The organism is Allobosea sp., assembly GCF_051860145.1.
Taxonomy (GTDB): Bacteria; Pseudomonadota; Alphaproteobacteria; order Rhizobiales; family Beijerinckiaceae; genus Allobosea.
In genome coordinates this window covers 156646-171275 of record NZ_JBHYEM010000004.1, presented here as the reverse complement: position 1 = coordinate 171275, position 14630 = coordinate 156646, and the positions used below count along the sequence as shown (strand labels likewise).

17 protein-coding genes are annotated in these 14630 nt (G+C 67.0%); 4 read left to right on the top strand and 13 right to left on the bottom strand.

The features are described 5' to 3' along the window. Window positions 1-6 precede the first annotated feature (6 nt). Entirely contained in the window at window positions 7-1572 is a 1566-nt protein-coding gene (locus tag ACTIF2_RS08735; protein WP_439496666.1) for a 2-isopropylmalate synthase, read from the bottom strand. A gap of 345 nt (window positions 1573-1917) precedes the next feature. On the opposite strand from ACTIF2_RS08735, the gene ACTIF2_RS08730 reads away from it, so the two are divergent. Continuing rightward, on the top strand, window positions 1918-2247 hold the full coding sequence (locus ACTIF2_RS08730) for a hypothetical protein (RefSeq protein WP_439496665.1): 330 nt from the start codon (window positions 1918-1920) through the stop codon (window positions 2245-2247). 205 nt (window positions 2248-2452) lie between these two features. On the opposite strand, the gene ACTIF2_RS08725 is transcribed toward ACTIF2_RS08730, so the two are convergent. From ACTIF2_RS08725 to ACTIF2_RS08705, 5 genes are all read right to left on the bottom strand, one after another. Continuing rightward, the gene (locus ACTIF2_RS08725; RefSeq protein WP_439496664.1) at window positions 2453-4543 is read right to left on the bottom strand and encodes a M3 family metallopeptidase; all 2091 of its coding nucleotides are present in this window, start codon (window positions 4541-4543) and stop codon (window positions 2453-2455) included. Between the two features lie 28 nt (window positions 4544-4571). Next, entirely contained in the window at window positions 4572-5291 is a 720-nt protein-coding gene (locus ACTIF2_RS08720) for an NUDIX hydrolase (RefSeq protein ID WP_439496663.1), read from the bottom strand. Then, window positions 5288-6433: an endonuclease/exonuclease/phosphatase family protein gene (locus ACTIF2_RS08715; RefSeq protein ID WP_439496662.1), complete on the bottom strand. Its 1146-nt coding sequence runs from the start codon at window positions 6431-6433 to the stop codon at window positions 5288-5290. The genes ACTIF2_RS08720 and ACTIF2_RS08715 overlap by 4 nt, the downstream gene beginning before the upstream one ends. A gap of 16 nt (window positions 6434-6449) precedes the next feature. After that, entirely contained in the window at window positions 6450-7298 is an 849-nt protein-coding gene (gene pdxY / locus ACTIF2_RS08710; RefSeq protein ID WP_439496661.1) for a pyridoxal kinase PdxY, read from the bottom strand. A gap of 187 nt (window positions 7299-7485) precedes the next feature. After that, on the bottom strand, window positions 7486-8511 hold the full coding sequence (locus tag ACTIF2_RS08705) for an ABC transporter substrate-binding protein (protein WP_439496920.1): 1026 nt from the start codon (window positions 8509-8511) through the stop codon (window positions 7486-7488). Window positions 8512-8541: 30 nt separating this feature from the next. Between ACTIF2_RS08705 and ACTIF2_RS08700 the strand changes: the two genes are divergently transcribed. Then, the gene (locus ACTIF2_RS08700; RefSeq protein WP_439496660.1) at window positions 8542-9459 is read left to right on the top strand and encodes a bestrophin-like domain; all 918 of its coding nucleotides are present in this window, start codon (window positions 8542-8544) and stop codon (window positions 9457-9459) included. A 38-nt stretch (window positions 9460-9497) separates the two neighbouring features. Here ACTIF2_RS08700 and ACTIF2_RS08695 read toward each other — a convergent pair whose 3' ends face one another. Next, on the bottom strand, window positions 9498-10289 hold the full coding sequence (locus ACTIF2_RS08695) for an ABC transporter permease (protein ID WP_439496659.1): 792 nt from the start codon (window positions 10287-10289) through the stop codon (window positions 9498-9500). Beyond that, window positions 10286-11155: an ABC transporter ATP-binding protein gene (locus tag ACTIF2_RS08690; protein WP_439496658.1), complete on the bottom strand. Its 870-nt coding sequence runs from the start codon at window positions 11153-11155 to the stop codon at window positions 10286-10288. Before ACTIF2_RS08690 ends, ACTIF2_RS08695 begins: the two co-directional genes overlap by 4 nt. A gap of 203 nt (window positions 11156-11358) precedes the next feature. Here ACTIF2_RS08690 and ACTIF2_RS08685 point away from each other — a divergent pair, with 203 nt between their 5' ends. Both ACTIF2_RS08685 and ACTIF2_RS08680 read left to right on the top strand, forming a co-directional pair. Next, window positions 11359-11895: a DedA family protein gene (locus tag ACTIF2_RS08685; RefSeq protein ID WP_439496657.1), complete on the top strand. Its 537-nt coding sequence runs from the start codon at window positions 11359-11361 to the stop codon at window positions 11893-11895. 187 nt (window positions 11896-12082) lie between these two features. Then, the gene (locus ACTIF2_RS08680; protein ID WP_439496656.1) at window positions 12083-12451 is read left to right on the top strand and encodes a ComEA family DNA-binding protein; all 369 of its coding nucleotides are present in this window, start codon (window positions 12083-12085) and stop codon (window positions 12449-12451) included. A gap of 58 nt (window positions 12452-12509) precedes the next feature. On the opposite strand, the gene ACTIF2_RS08675 is transcribed toward ACTIF2_RS08680, so the two are convergent. The 5 genes from ACTIF2_RS08675 to ACTIF2_RS08655 all read right to left on the bottom strand — a co-directional run bounded on the left by ACTIF2_RS08675 (window position 12510) and on the right by ACTIF2_RS08655 (window position 14626). After that, window positions 12510-12662, bottom strand: coding sequence for a hypothetical protein (locus ACTIF2_RS08675; protein ID WP_439496655.1), 153 nt, complete (start codon window positions 12660-12662; stop codon window positions 12510-12512). Window positions 12663-12687: 25 nt separating this feature from the next. Then, the gene (locus ACTIF2_RS08670) at window positions 12688-13068 is read right to left on the bottom strand and encodes a DUF1127 domain-containing protein (RefSeq protein WP_439496654.1); all 381 of its coding nucleotides are present in this window, start codon (window positions 13066-13068) and stop codon (window positions 12688-12690) included. Window positions 13069-13157: 89 nt separating this feature from the next. Continuing rightward, a complete protein-coding gene (locus ACTIF2_RS08665; RefSeq protein WP_439496653.1) occupies window positions 13158-13985 on the bottom strand; it encodes a helix-turn-helix transcriptional regulator in 828 nt (275 codons plus the stop codon). 207 nt (window positions 13986-14192) lie between these two features. After that, entirely contained in the window at window positions 14193-14417 is a 225-nt protein-coding gene (locus ACTIF2_RS08660) for a hypothetical protein (RefSeq protein ID WP_439496652.1), read from the bottom strand. Between the two features lie 29 nt (window positions 14418-14446). After that, the gene (locus tag ACTIF2_RS08655) at window positions 14447-14626 is read right to left on the bottom strand and encodes a hypothetical protein (protein WP_439496651.1); all 180 of its coding nucleotides are present in this window, start codon (window positions 14624-14626) and stop codon (window positions 14447-14449) included. Window positions 14627-14630 lie beyond the last annotated feature (4 nt).

Below are 14630 nucleotides of genomic sequence, written 5' to 3'. Positions count from 1 at the left end.
GGACGCCTATTCCGCCGCGGCCTGCGGATGCACGCGCACGCCGCGCGCGATCAGCTTGTTGAGCGCGGTGAGATAGGCCTTGGCCGAGGATACCAGCGTATCGGGATCGGCGCCGCGGCCGGTCACCGACGAGCCGCCCTGCGAGAGCCGGACCGAGACCTCGGCCTGCGCGTCGGTCCCCTCGGTCACGGCATGAACCTGGTAGAGCTCCAGTCCGGCCTCATGCGGCACGATCGCCTTGATCGCGTTGAACACGGCATCGACCGGCCCGTTGCCTTCGGCCTCTTCGGTGACGACGCGACCATCGACATCGAGCTTCATCGTCGCGCGCTGCGGGCCGCGCGTGCCGGCGATCACGGTCAGCGAAACCAGTTTCACACGGTCATGGGCGGAGGCGATGTTCTCGTCGACCAGCGCCTCGATATCCTCGTCATAGACGTGCTTCTTGCGGTCGGCCAAGGCCTTGAACCGGGTGAAGGCGTCCTCCAGCTGGTTGTCGCCGAGATCGTAGCCCATCTCCTTCAGCTTCGAGCGGAAGGCGGCGCGGCCCGAATGCTTGCCCATCACCAGCGAGGTCTTGGAGACGCCGACCGATTCCGGGGTCATGATCTCGTAGGTCTGCTGGTGCTTCAGCATGCCGTCCTGGTGGATGCCGCTCTCATGCGCGAAGGCGTTCCGGCCGACGATCGCCTTGTTGTACTGCACCGGGAAGGAGCAGGCCGTCGCCACCGCCTTGGAGGCGCGTGTCAGCAGCGCCGCCTCGATGCCGGTGTCATAGGGCAGGACATCGCCGCGCACGCGCAGCGCCATCACGATCTCTTCCAGCGCGGCGTTGCCGGCGCGCTCGCCGATGCCGTTGATGGTGCATTCGACCTGGCGCGCGCCACCTTCGATACCGGCCAGCGAGTTGGCCACCGCCAGCCCGAGATCGTTATGGCAATGCACCGAGAAGATCGCCTTGTCGGCGTTGGGCACGCGCGCGCGGACGGCGCGGAACATCTCGCGATACTCGTCCGGCGTGGCGTAGCCCACCGTGTCGGGCAGGTTGATCGTGGTCGCGCCGGCCTTGATCGCGGCCTCGACCGTTCGGCAGAGATAATCGATCGGGGTGCGCGTGGCGTCCATCGCCGACCATTCCACGTCCTCGACGAGGTTGCGCGCCTGGGTCACGGTCTTGGTGATGATCTCCAGCACGTCCTCCTCGGTCTTGCGCATCTGATGCTGCAGATGGATCGGCGAGGTCGAGACGAAGGTGTGGATGCGCGGCTTCACAGCGTGACGCACCGCCTCGCCTGCGCGGGCGATGTCGGCGCTGATCGCCCGGGCCAGGCCCGCGACGGTCGCGCGCTTGATGCGCTTGGCGATGGCGGCAACGGCCTCGAAATCGCCGTCGGAGGCGATCGGGAACCCGGCCTCGATGATGTCGACGCCCATCGCGTCCAGGACATCGGCGACCTCGAGCTTCTCCTCGAAGGTCATGGTGGCGCCGGGGCATTGCTCGCCGTCGCGCAAGGTCGTGTCGAAGATCAGCACCCGGTCCTTGGACGAGGCGGTCTGCGGGGCGTTGGTCATGGTCGTCATCCTGATAGGGGTGGCGCCGCTATCGTCGAGGCAGGCGCGCTTAGGTCTGGAAGGCGGTTCTCGTCACTCCCCTGAGCGCCCAGGCATGCATGCCCGGCCGGCCCTCAGGGGCGGCTAAGGAGAAGAAGCTGACCAAGGCCGAGAGGAGCGCGCATGCCGGCCGGCCGCGCAACGGCGCGGTTCAGGATCAGGGCATGGGTGGCGGATGCGGCCACAGGCGTTCCTCGTTCGGTTGCGAACTGTGTAGCCGATTGCCGTGGGATTATGCAAGGCGGCGTTCACGCGGCCTTTGGAATCAGCCATTGTCGCATCGTCATCCAGTCTCCGGAGTGCTCCATGCGCATCCATGCTCTCCTTGCCGGCCTCGGTCTGGTGCTGGCCGCCTGCCAGACGTCGGGCCCGCCGCCCGCCCCTGCGCCGGGGCAGGCGCCTCCCGGCGTGACGCCGAGCACCTTCCGCATGCCGACGGGGACGGGCTGCGCCGGCGAGGTCGAGCGCTTCCAGGCGATCATGGACAACGACCTGGCGAGCGGCCACACCACCAAGGGCGTCCACGGCCGCGTCAGCGCCGAGATCGCGACCGCGCGCTCGAGCTGCGCCGCCGGCAACGAAGGCGGTGCGATCGCCCAGGTGCGCGCGACCAGAACGAAGTTCGGCTATCCGTAGGGCGAGAGTCGACGCCCGTTCCGTCATGGTCCGGCTTGTCCCGAGCATGACGGATGAGCCCCAAGAGACCGTTTGAGAATTCGCTGGCGTGAGTCGGCTGGCGTGGTTGTCGAGAACCGGAGCGCAGCGGACTTTCTGTCCGTGAGCACCGGAAGCGCAGACAGCCGCGTCAGACGGCCTCGCCAGTAGAATTCGCAAGCGGTCTCTACGCCGCCAGCCCCCGCTTCTCCAGGAGCGCGTCCGGCGTCGGCAGCCTGCCCCGGAACAGCGTATAGGCCTCGGCCGGGTCGCGGGTGTCGCCGGCGGAATAGATGAAGCGCTTCAGCCGGCCGGCGATCTCGGGCGAGAACACGTCGCCGGCCTCCAGGAAGGCGTTGAACGCGTCGGCATCCATCACCTCCGACCAGAGATAGCTGTAATAGCCGGCCGAATAGCCGTCGCCCGAGAAGACATGGGTGAAATGCGGCGTGCGGTGACGCATCGTGATCTCCGGCGGCATGCCGATGCGCGCGAGCTCGGCCGCCTCGAAGGCGAGCGGATCGACCTGCGCCGGCTGCTTCAGCGAATGGAAGGCGAGATCGACCAGCGCCGAGGAGGTGTATTCCACCGTCGCGAAACCCTGGTTGAAGGTCTGCGCCCGCTTGATCTTCTCGATCAGCGCCTCCGGAATCGGCTCGCCGGTCTCGGCATGCAGACAATAGCGCTGCATCACCTCGCGGGTCAGGAACCAGTGCTCGTAGAGCTGCGACGGCAGCTCCACGAAATCGCGCGAGACCGAGGTGCCGGCGAGCGAGCCATAGGTCACGTCCGAGAGCAGCCCATGCAAGGCATGGCCGAATTCGTGGAACAGCGTGCGCGCATCGTCGATCGAGAGCAGCGCCGGCTTGCCGGCCTCGGGCTTGGCGAAATTGCAGACATTGACGATGATCGGCCGAACCTCGCCGCCGAGCTTGCGCTGGCCGCGATAGGCGCTCATCCAGGCGCCGGAGCGCTTCGAGGGCCGGGCGAAATAGTCGCCGAGGAAGAGGCCGATATGGCGACCGCTTTCAGCCTCCTTGACCTCCCAGATCCGGACATCGGGATGATAGCCGGCGAGCTCCGGCTTCGCCTCGAATGACAGTCCGAAGAGCTTGCCCGCCGTGTCGAAGGCCGCAGCGATGATGCGGTCGAGCTGGAGATAGGGCTTCAGCACGGCCTCGTCGAGCGCATAGGCCTGCTGGCGCACCTTCTCGGCATAATGGCGCCAGTCCCATGGCCGGATCGGGCCGTTCTCGCCCTCGCCCTGCGCCAGCGCCGCAAGATCGGCCGCCTCCTGCGCGGCGCGCGCCTTGGCCGGCTTCCAGACCAGCTCGAGCAGCTCGCGCACGGTCTCCGGCGTCTTCGCCATGCAATCGTCGAGCTTGAAATGCGCGAAGGTGGCGAAGCCGAGCAGCGTCGCCTTCTCGGCCCGCAGCGCCACCATCTCGGCGACGATGGCGCGATTGTCGCTCTCCCCGCCATTCTCCCCGCGCTTGCTCCAGGCAGCGAAGGCCCCCTCGCGCAGGTCGCGCCGGGTCGAGAAGGTCAGGAAGGGCTCGATGATCGAGCGCGACAGCGTCACCGCGTGCTTGCCGGCATGGCCGCGATCGGCGGCGGCGCGCGCCATCGCCGCCTTCAGGAAGGGCGGCAGGCCTGCGAGCGCCGCCTCGTCGTCGAGCACCAGCGCATAGGAGGATTCGTCCTTGAGCACGTTCTGACCGAACTGGGTGCCGAGCCCGGCCAGCCGCTCGTTGATCGCGGCGAGCCGCGTCTTGTCCTCGGGGCCGAGCTGCGCGCCCGAGCGGACGAAGCCGCGATGCGTGCGCTCCAGCAGCCGCATCTGCTCGGCGTCGAGGCCGAGCTCGTCGCGCCGCGCGAAGACGGCGTCGACCCGCGCGAAGAGGCCGGGATCCATCATGATCGCCGACCAGTGCCGCGAGGTGACCGGCGACATCTCGCGCTCGATCGCCTGCAGGGCCTCGTTGGTGTCGGCGCCGGTGAGGTTGTAGAACACGCCGCCGACGCGCGAGAGCGCCCGGCCCGCCCGCTCCAGCGCTTCGATGGCATTGGCGAAACCGGGCTCTGCCGCATCCGTGACGATCGCCGCGATCTCGGCCTTGTGCTTGCCCAGCGCCGCCTCGAAAGCGGGCCCGATATGCTCTGGCCTGATTGCCGCGAAGGGCGGCAGGCCAAAGGGCGTCTCCCATTTTGCGGCGAAAGGATTGGCGGCGGGCAGCGGCAAGGCTTCTGGCGCGGTCATGGCTTCTGGCGCGGTCATCTCGGCACTTTCCGGGGAACGGGAGGCTTCAGCTTTGCCCATAGATATGGGCGAGATAGCGTCGCATGAAAGGCGGCATGTCGAGACCGTCGCAATCGTCGGCGCTGCGGATGATGACGATGTCGGAGAGCTCCGGCTCGGCCTGCCTGGCGATGCGCGATAGCATGAGCGCGCGCGCCTCGGCAGCCGGCCAGGCCAGCGCGACCGGGCGCATGAAGGCGATCCGGCCGGGCAGGATCACGGCCGTCCAGCCGGCCCCGACGGCGATCTCGTCGAGGCTCAGGCCGGTCTCCTCGCAAAGCTCCCGGGTGACGCTGCCGGCGAGGTCCAGCCTGCCATCGGCCCGGAGATCCTCGCGGTCCGGGGTGCCGGCGGCGAAATAGATCTTGCCGGGATTGGCCGTGTGCTCGCCCATGCGCCCGCACAGGAAGGCGCCGTCGGTGGCCCGCAGCGCCGCCATGGCGAACCCGTTGCGGATCGTCGCGCCGGGGTGCCCGGCATCGCGCCAGGTCATGAAGGCGGCATAGTCGGTCTCGAAATAGCCGGCGCGGAAGACGCCGCCCTCGATCGCCGCGCGATGCTGCAGCATGATCCGGCCGTTGAACATCGCCGGCTTGCCGGCGCTGATCGCCGCCCAATGCGCCGCGATGGCGGCCTCGTTCTGCCGTGCGAAAGCCCAGTCATAGGGCTCGACCACGGCCTCTATCCGCTCGAGCGCGACGATGCCTCCATCGACCACGCCGCTCATCGGCCGCGCCCGGCCGCCGGCATGTCGGTCTTCGGCAGCACGAGGTCGATGGTCAGCGGACAATGGTCCGACGCCTTGGGCCTGTCCCAGCCGACGCGCGGATAGCGGTCGCAGCTGGTCGCGAGCCGCGCCATCGAGCGGTCGGGCGCGCGCGGGTCGAGCGGTACGCGATAGGGCAAGCCGCGGCGGATCATCTGCATGGCGGGCCGGGGATTGGCGGCGGCCAGCGCCGGCGAGAGCAGGATATGGTCGAGCGGCATATGGCTCTCGACGAGTTGCTGGCGCTCCTCCGACCAGTAGCGCCGGAAATGCGTCCAGCGCTCATGCGCCGGCAGGCTCTCCATCGGATCGACGGCGAAATCCTCGAGCAGCGGCTCGATGCCGCTATCGCCCTCGTCGACGGCCTCGCCGCCCGGCCCGAGCCCGGTGCGATAGCCGTTGAGATCGCCCAGCACGATCCAGTTCGCCTCGCGCCAGCCCGACCCGAACCGGGTCTTGACGATGTGCCTGATCGCGATCGCCTCGGCGCGGCGGATCGGCAAGGTCGCCTGCCGCCCGTCCTCGCGGCCGTTGTTCATCGATTTGAGATGACAGCCGAACAGCGTCAGCGAATGGTCGCCGAAGCTCAGTTCCACCGCCAGGCAATCGCGGGCGAAGACCCGGTCGCTGGCGCGGATGCCGAACGGCGACAAGGCGGCGGCGTCATAGGCCCCGGCTGCCGCAAAACTCATCTCCTTGTGCGAGACGACGCGGACCGCCTGCGGCGTCACGAGATCGCGCCGTGCCGCAAAGCCGATATCGATATCGCGCCGGTCATTGCCATCCAGCAGCGTGAAATGGCCGTAACGGTGATCGGCGATGCGATGGACGTAATTGGCGAAGAAGGCCTGCAGGCTGGCGAGCGAATCGACCTCCTGCAGCATCCAGAGATCGGCCTGCGCCTCGGCGATGGCGAGCGCCGTCATCTGGCGCTTGTCGTCCTCGAGCGCCACCGCGAGCGAGCGCTCGACGGCGTCGCGCTGGTCGGCGCGCGGGAAATGGAACAGCGACATCGCGGCGGCGGTGTCGATCCGCCCGCCATTCTCGAAACGGTGGCGGGTCAGGAGGTTCTCGACATTGAAGGTGCCGACGCGCAGCTTCATCGCTTCGGCCCGCCGCTCAGAGCGCTTCGGACGTGAAGAGCTGCGACGGCGTCACGAATTCGTCCTGCGCGGCGACCGTCAGGATCTCGCGCGACCCGGCCTCCTTGGTCCGCTTCAGCAGGCCGTAGATCGAGGACGCGGCCTTGGCGAGCGCCGTCGCGGCCGAGCCCTCGCGCAGGAAATGCACGAAGAACAGCGCGGCGATCGCATCGCCCGCTCCGTTGACGCTGATGTCGATCTTCGGCGTGCGCACCCGGAAGGCGCCTTGCGCGTCGGCGGCCATCATGTCGATGGCGGAGTCCGGCGTCTCCTCGGTGACGAGGGAGGTCACCAGCACGACCTTCGGCCCGGCATCGCGCAGGGTCTCGACGGCGCGATGCGCATCGGCCAGCGTCTTCACCTCGATATCGGTCAGGAGTTCGAGCTCGAACTGGTTCGGCGTCACGATATCGGCCGCCGGCACCGCCTGCTCGCGCATGAATTCGGGAATGCCCGGCCGGACGAAGACGCCGCGCCCGACATCGCCGATCACCGGGTCGCAGCAATAGAGCGCCTTGGGATTGGCGGCACGCACGCGCTCGACGGCCGAGAGGATGGCATGGCCGATATCGGCCGAACCCATATAGCCCGACAGGACGCCGTCACAGGACGGCAGCACGCCGCGCTCGGCGATACCCTCCATCACCTCGTCGATCATGCCGCCGTCGAAGACCCGCCCCTTCCAGGCGCCGTAACCGGTGTGATTCGAGAACTGCACCGTATGGATCGGCCAGACATCGACGCCGAGGCGCTGCATCGGGAAGACGGCCGAGGCATTGCCCACATGGCCAAAGGCGACATGGGACTGGATCGAGAGGATGTTCATGGCGGGCAGGCACGGCCTTCAGCGAAACGCAGAGGGCCGAACCTAACCGCTGCCGCGCCGCGCGCAAATCGAAAGCCGTGAAGGGACCGATCATTCCCGTGGCCGTCATTCTCGGGCGAAGCGCAGCGCAGGCCCGAGAATCTCTTGCAAGAGATGGTCGGCTCAAGGCCGACCATGACGCCCTGTACTACGACCCCGCCGCCGCCTTCTTGGCGAAGGTATCGATGAAGGTCTTCGACAGGTCGACATTCGACGTCGCCAGCTCGGGATCGAGCAGCTTCAGCGAATCGTACATGCTCTTCATCGCGTCGGGCGTCGAGATGCCGGTGCGCGAATAGCTTTCCTGCGAATTCTTCACCGCGCGCAGATAGAGTGGCTTGTCGCCGAGGAGGTATTCCGGCGGCACCAGGTCGGCGACATCCTCGGGCTTGGCCGTCTCCAGCCATTTCAGCGACTTCATCAGGGCGTTGACCAGCTTCTGCGTGGTCACCGGGTTCTTCTCGGCGAAGTCGTTCTTGAGATAGAGCACGGCAGCCGGGTTCGCGCCGCCGAACAGCGCCTTGGTGCCGGCTTCGGTGCGCGTGTCGATCAGCGCCACGACATCGCCATCGGCCTCGAGCTTCGAGGTCACCGGGTCGAGATGCGAGATCAGGTCGACCTGCTTCTGCTTGATCGCCGCGACCGCGCTGGCGCCGGCGCCGACGCCGATGATCGGCGCGTCGGTCGCCTTCAGCCCGGCCTTGACCATCGCGTATTGCGCGGTCAGCGCCGTCGAGGAGCCGGGCGCGGTCACGCCGATCTTCAGCCCCTTGAAATCGGCCGCCGTCTTGACCTTGTCGGCAAGGTCCTTCCGCACCGCGATGGTGATCGCCGGGAAGCGGCCGAGCTCGATCACGGCGCGGATGTCCTGGCCCTTGGCCTGCATGCGGATGGTGTGCTCATAGGCGCCGGTGACGACATCGACCGAACCACCGACCAGCGCCTGCAGCGACTTGGCGCCGCCGCCGAAATCGTTGATCTCGACCTCGAGACCCTGGTCCTTGAAGAAGCCCTTCTTCTCGGCGATCGTCAGCGGCAGATAATAGAGCAGCTGCTTGCCGCCGACGCCGAGCGTCAGCTTCGGCTTTTCGGCATTCTGGGCCAGCGCGCCATGGGGCGAAAAGCCGAGCGCGGTCGACAGGGCGAGCGCAGCCAATGCGCCGCGACGGGACAGAAACATGGGGTATAATCCTCCGGTTGAATGATGTCGGCGCTTCTGACGGGCGCGTTCGGGACGACAATAGGCGAGATCGTCGACCCGGAGCAAGAATCCGATCTGCCGGCAAGAATCCGATGCGCCGGACAGAATAAAGCGACCTCTTTGCGCGTCAGCGCATGGCTACCTGCCGAAACAGCCAGACGGGGACGTGCCATGAACGAGGTCCGCATTGCGATTTTCGTGTTTCTTTGCCTGACCGGAGCCTCGTTGGGAGCGCTCTTCTTCTACGAGAGGTTGCCGGCCCGGCAGCGGCAGGACGACACCCACAGCGTGATGCGGCTGATCGCCAACATCTTCGTGGTGATGACGTCTCTGGTGCTGGGCCTGATGATCAGCTCGGCCAAGGGCAAGTTCGACGCGGTCAATCGGGACGTGCACAGCTACGCGACCGGGCTGATCCTGCTCGACAGGATGCTTGTCCTCTACGGGCCGGACGCCGGCCAGGCACGCCAGCGGCTCGTCGCCTATGCCGAGCGCGCCGCGAACGGCCATTGGACGGCGGAGGGCGGCCTGTCCGACAGGACGTCCGAACGGTTGCTTCAGGAGCTCGGGGCCGGCCTGCGAGCCCTCGAACCGCGCGCCGACCCCCAGCTCTCGATCTGGAACGACATCCGAGAACAGTATCGCAAGGTGCTGGAACTGCGCTGGGGGCTGGTGGAGCAGGCCGAGGGCTCGATCCCGAGGCCGCTCGTGCTGATGCTCGTGGCCTGGCTGATGCTGATCTTTGCGACCTTCGGCTTCCGGGCCCCGAGAAACGCCGTGATCGTGACGAGCTTCGTCGCGGCCTCGGCCCTCATCGGCGGAGCGATCTACCTGATCGTGGATATGGACGCCCCGTTCGAGGGGCCGATCCAGGTCTCGCCCGCGCCGCTGCAAAGGGCCCTGACGGAAATGCGCCAGTAAAGGTGGGCGCAGCCGCCTTTCACGTGCCCCGACGAGCCTCACGTCGTGGTCGTCGAGCTCTGCCCCGGCCGCCAGACCAAGAGCCGCTTCTCGACCAGCGTCACCAGCGAGTCGATCGCGATCACGAAGATCGCCAGGATCAGCATGCCGGAGAAGACGCCGGTGACGTCGAAGACGCTCTCGGCCTCGTGGATCTTGTAGCCGAGCCCGGCCGAGGAGCCGAGATATTCGCCCACCACCGCGCCGACCAGCGCGAAGCCGACCGAGGTGTGCAGGGAGGAGAACATCCAGGTCAGGGCCGAGGGCCAGTAGACATGGCGGAAAAGCTGGCGCTCGTTCATGCCGAGCATGCGAGCGTTCGCCAGCACCGTCGGCGAGACCTCGCGCACGCCCTGATAGACGTTGAAGAAGACGATGAAGAAGACGAGCGTGAAGCCGAGCGCCACCTTCGACCAGATGCCGAGCCCGAACCAGAGCGCGAAGATCGGCGCCAGCACGACGCGCGGCAGGGCGTTCGCCGCCTTGATATAGGGGTCGAACACCGCCGCCAGCAATTCGCGCCGGGCGAAGGTGAAGCCGAAGAAGATGCCGGCGGCCGAGCCGATGACGAAGGCGAGCACGGTCTCGGTCAGCGTGATGCCGAGATGGTAGTAGATTTCGCCACCGGTCAGCTGCTTGAACGTGCGCGCCAGCACCTCGCCCGGCGTCGAGAAGAAGAACTGGATCGTCTTGACCTCGCCGAACAGCGGATAGGAGGTCACCACATGCCAGATCAGCAGGAAGACCAGCGCGACGAGGATCTGCAGCGCAAGCAGTACGAACCGGTTCACGCCTGCTCTCCTTCGACCAGTTCCTTGCCCTCGCCCATCGCATAGGCCTTCTGCACCTCGACCCGGAGCGACGACCAGATATCGCGATGGATCTCGTGAAAGGCCTTTTCCAGCCGGATCTCGGCAATGTCGCGCGGCCGCGGCAGGCTGACCTTATAGTCGGCGACGATCCCCGCGGCCGGGCCGGCGGACATCACGACCACGCGGTCGGACAGCGCGATCGCCTCTTCCAGATCGTGGGTGACGAAGATCAGCGCCTTGCGGTCCTTCGACCAGAGATCGAGCAGGAGATTGCCCATGATCTGACGCGTCTGCGCGTCGAGCGGCCCGAAAGGCTCGTCCATCAGCAGGATCTCGGGGTTGCGGATCAGCATCTGCGCCAGGCTGACGCGCTTGCGCTGGCCGCCTGACAGCATGTGCGGATAGCGGTCGACGAAGGCGCGCAGGCCGACGCGGGCGAGCCATTCGCGGGCGCGGCTGTCGGCGTCAGTGGCGGGAACGCCCATCGGCTCCAGCGCCACCTTGACGTTGTCGAGCGCCGTCTTCCACGGCATCAGCGCATCCTGCTGGAACAGGTAGCCGGCGCGCCCGTTCAGCCCCGAAAGCGGCTTTCCGAAGATCTCGACCTTGCCGGCCGACGGGACCAGCAGCCCCGCGGCGGCGTTCAGCAAGGTCGACTTGCCGCAGCCGGTCGGCCCCACCACGGAGACGAATTCGCCCGCCGAGACGGAAAGGTCGATCCCCGTCACCGCCTTGTAGCGCTTGCCGCCGTCGAGCTGGAAAGTGATGTCGAGCCCATGGAGGCCGACAGCCGGCTGTTCTGCTGCCGCGCCCGCATCGCCGGGCGGGCTGACCTTGGACTCCATGGATATCTCATCCCCTGCCGTCGCCGCCGTCCCGGCGCGCGGCTTATTTCCGTTCGCCGCGAACACTAGGCGATCGGATCGCGAAGGCAACCCGCCCTGCGACACCGGGTCCGGCCAACAAGGAGGCAGAGGTAGCAAAAAAGCGACGCTTCTGCTCTATCGCTCCCGATATCGTTCGCCGCTCTCAGGAGAATCGCCGGCCCATGCCCTCGCTTGAGCAATGGATGCACGAGCTCGTCGCGTTCATGCGCGACAACCAGTACTGGGCGGCGCCGATCGTCTTTCTCATCGCCTTCGCCGAATGCGTCGCGATCCTCTCCTGGCTTGTCCCGGCGACCGTCTTCTTCACGGCCTTCGGCGCGATTGCCGGCGCCTCCGGCCTCAATCTCGTGCCGCTCTCGCTCGCAGCTGCGCTCGGCGCAGCGTCCGGGTTCTGGGTTTCCTACTGGGCCGGCCTGATTCTCGGCCCGCGCGTCGGCGACCATTGGCCACTGCGCGACAATCCTGCGCTACTCCAGCGCGGCCATGATTTCTTCGAGAAATGGGGCGTGCTCGGCGTCGCCATCGGCCATTTCTTCGGGCCGATCCGGGCGGTGATCGCGCTCGTCGCCGGCATCGTGAAAATGCCGTTCTGGCCCTTCCAGCTGGCGAACTTCGCCGCCTCCTTCGCCTGGGGCTTCGGCCTGATCTACGGTGCCGGGCGCTTCTCCGAATACATGATGCAGTTCACCGGCAAATAGCGGCAGTACCCCGGCGAAAACAAAACGCCACCTGAACGAGTGCCTCAGATCGCGTTCAGGCGCGCCGGCCGAAAGTCCGGCCATCGCGTCGAGACCGGATCCTCCGGTTCACCACCGGCGCGGCGGCGCGGACGGCCCGGCATCCGCGCTCCAGCTCCACCGGGCAGGACTTACAGGAGTCGAGATCATGACCATGTCTCGTTTCGCCATCGGCCTCGCCGCGCTCGCTCTCGCCGCCGGCCCGGCCTTCGCGCAGACCGCAACCCAGCCTGCGACCCCGGCCAAGCCGGCCGCTCCCGTCACGACGCCCGCCGCACCGGCTGCCCAGCCCGCCAAGCCTGCAGCGCCCGCCACCCAGGCCCAGACCAAGAAGATCAACATCAACACCGCCAGCGCCAGCGAGCTCGAGCAGCTCAAGGGCATCGGCGAGGCGCGCTCCAAGAAGATCGTCGAGGAGCGCGCCAAGGCGAAGTTCAAGAACTTCGACGATCTGGTGAAGCGCAGCGTGCTGCCCTCCAACGTCGAGGCCGACATCAAGGACCACGTCACCTTCTGATCCCGATCAAAATGGACGAGCCGGCCGTCTTGCACGGCCGGCTCTTTTTTGCGGCAGGCTAGCTCCCGCTTCCCTGCGCCTGCGAAGCGTCCGCCTCGCGCAGCGCCTGGGCACAGTCGTCGCAGCAGACCTCGACGGTGTTGCCGCCGACCGTGACCTTGATCGGATTGTCGTCGAGCTCGCAATCGCAGGCGGCGCAGGTTCCGCTCATGGCCTTTTCTCCTTCTCTGGGCCGCTCATTCGGCCGCCCTGAGAAAGACCACCCGACCGCTTCCGGCGCTGTCGGATTCTTTAGCGATCCGCTCCGGCCGAGCCGGCGCTCCCGCGCTCAGACCGCGCAGGACCTCGTCGACGCTTTCCCCACCCGCCAGGCCGCGCCGTTCCTCGGCGCGCAGCGAGATGATCGCGGTCGGATCGCCGAAAAAGGGGGCGGCCGTCGCATCGCGCAGATCGCTGTCGCGCAAACCGAGATCGCGCAGCTCGCGCTCGGTCATGTCGCAGAGGGTGCGATAGTCGCGGCGCGACTGCAGCCAGAGGCTGACCCCGCCAAGAATCCGCCCGAGCACGTCGAGCGCCCCGAGCACGGGTTTGGCCGATCCGATGATGAAGCTGATCATGACCTGTCTCCGTCGTTGTGATGACGGAAGAGGACACCCTCTGACTGTCAGCCGCTGTCAGAATCTTTCGCGATCAGTGACAGCTTCTGTCAGCGGAGATTGAGCGAGCGCTGGAACTCCGCCGGCGTGCGGCCATAAGCCTGCCGGAAGGCCGCACTGAAATGGCTGTGGCTGGAGAAACCGAGCTCGAGCCCGAGCTGGGTCAGGTCGTCATACTCGCCGAGCAGGTCGAGCGCCCGCGCCAGCCGCAGGCGCAGCTGATAGCGATAGAGCGGCACGGCCTCGACCTGGGCGAAGACCTGGGTGAGGTAGACCGGCGAGACCCCGACCTCGCGCGCGATCTCGGCCAGCGTCCAGCGCCGGGCGAGATCGGAAGCCAACACGAGCTTGGCCCTGTCAACCAGCTTGCGCCGCCCGATGGAGGCCCCGGCAGCATGCGAGGTGCGTTCGCCCAGCGCCCGCCGCACCAGGGTCAGCGCCAGCGTCTCCGCTTCGAGCGGCTCGGCGACGCCGCGATGCAGGCTGTGCCGCAGCAGGGCAATAAGGGCCTGCGCGCGCGGATCGATGCGCCGGCGTTGCGTCAGGAACGCCGGCGTGCCCTTGAGCAGCAACTCCACCGGCGCAAGCTCATGCAAGGTGTCTTCGCTGAGGCGCAGGTCGAGACAGGCATCCCCACCCGGAACGGGGTGGCTGACCTGGTAGCCCTCATGAGGATTGAAGAAGAGGACCTGGTTGCTCTCCGCGACGGCGTCGTCGCGTCCGACATGGCGGACGAAGACGCCGCGATACGGGAAGACCAGATGGGTCGCGTGCGCCCATTCCTCGCCGCTCCGATGCCGGCATTCACCAGAGCAGACGACATCGCGCACCAGCACGATCTCGCTGTCGAGGAGCTTGCTCACCGAAAATTGCGACATGCCTGACTTTTCGCGGCGCAGATGGGCGCCGCATGCTTCTACAGCAGGCCCAGGACGGCCATTGTCAGTAGTTGAAAAGCCCAAACACGGCCGCCAGCACAATCGCGAGCGACACGCCAAGCAGGACCCGTGCGCAGGCCGGACTGTCGATCACCCGGGTCAGGTTCATCGTCCTCATAGCCGCCTCCCCTTGCACGCAAGTGTTTCTCAGTAGGCAACCAGCTCCACCACGATCCAGGCGAGCACCGCCAGAGCGAGACCGCCGATCAGCACCATCAGGACCGGTCGATCCAGAAAGCCCTGCCTCGCCTCGACCGGCGTCTCCACCGCCGGATCCTCCGAGCTGTGGTCGTCCGCCCGCATCGGCGGGATCGGGTCGCCACCCTTGAGATCCTCGAGCCGATCGTCCTTCGGGTTCTTCACATCCGTCATGACCGCTCCTTTCGCGATGCCGTCACCGCTCACAGCAACGTCGTGGCGAGCGCACTGACCACGATCGCGATCGTGGCGCTGACGATCAGAATGGCCAGAGCCGTGCTCTCGCCGATGTCACGGTCCGGCATCGGGACGACACGCGCCGCCCTGCCTCTGTCCCGGACCTCGTCGATCAGGCGACTCCGCCGCCATTCGTTCTCGCGCATCGCA

Bases quoted from the DNA above. Each gene is read 5' to 3' on its own strand.
- ACTIF2_RS08720 (WP_439496663.1), bottom strand. From the start codon at position 5,291: ATGAGCGGCGTGGTCGATGGAGGCATCGTCGCGCTCGAGCGGATAGAG.
- ACTIF2_RS08665 (WP_439496653.1), bottom strand. From the start codon at position 13,985: ATGTCGCAATTTTCGGTGAGCAAGCTCCTCGACAGCGAGATCGTGCTG.
- ACTIF2_RS08690 (WP_439496658.1), bottom strand. From the start codon at position 11,155: ATGGAGTCCAAGGTCAGCCCGCCCGGCGATGCGGGCGCGGCAGCAGAA.
- ACTIF2_RS08700 (WP_439496660.1), top strand. From the start codon at position 8,542: ATGTCGGCGCTTCTGACGGGCGCGTTCGGGACGACAATAGGCGAGATC.
- ACTIF2_RS08680 (WP_439496656.1), top strand. From the start codon at position 12,083: ATGACCATGTCTCGTTTCGCCATCGGCCTCGCCGCGCTCGCTCTCGCC.
- ACTIF2_RS08685 (WP_439496657.1), top strand. From the start codon at position 11,359: ATGCCCTCGCTTGAGCAATGGATGCACGAGCTCGTCGCGTTCATGCGC.
- ACTIF2_RS08715 (WP_439496662.1), bottom strand. From the start codon at position 6,433: ATGAAGCTGCGCGTCGGCACCTTCAATGTCGAGAACCTCCTGACCCGC.
- ACTIF2_RS08660 (WP_439496652.1), bottom strand. From the start codon at position 14,417: ATGACGGATGTGAAGAACCCGAAGGACGATCGGCTCGAGGATCTCAAG.
- ACTIF2_RS08730 (WP_439496665.1), top strand. From the start codon at position 1,918: ATGCGCATCCATGCTCTCCTTGCCGGCCTCGGTCTGGTGCTGGCCGCC.
- ACTIF2_RS08670 (WP_439496654.1), bottom strand. From the start codon at position 13,068: ATGATCAGCTTCATCATCGGATCGGCCAAACCCGTGCTCGGGGCGCTC.
- ACTIF2_RS08725 (WP_439496664.1), bottom strand. From the start codon at position 4,543: ATGACCGCGCCAGAAGCCATGACCGCGCCAGAAGCCTTGCCGCTGCCC.
- ACTIF2_RS08655 (WP_439496651.1), bottom strand. From the start codon at position 14,626: ATGCGCGAGAACGAATGGCGGCGGAGTCGCCTGATCGACGAGGTCCGG.
- ACTIF2_RS08675 (WP_439496655.1), bottom strand. From the start codon at position 12,662: ATGAGCGGAACCTGCGCCGCCTGCGATTGCGAGCTCGACGACAATCCG.
- pdxY (WP_439496661.1), bottom strand. From the start codon at position 7,298: ATGAACATCCTCTCGATCCAGTCCCATGTCGCCTTTGGCCATGTGGGC.
- ACTIF2_RS08735 (WP_439496666.1), bottom strand. From the start codon at position 1,572: ATGACCAACGCCCCGCAGACCGCCTCGTCCAAGGACCGGGTGCTGATC.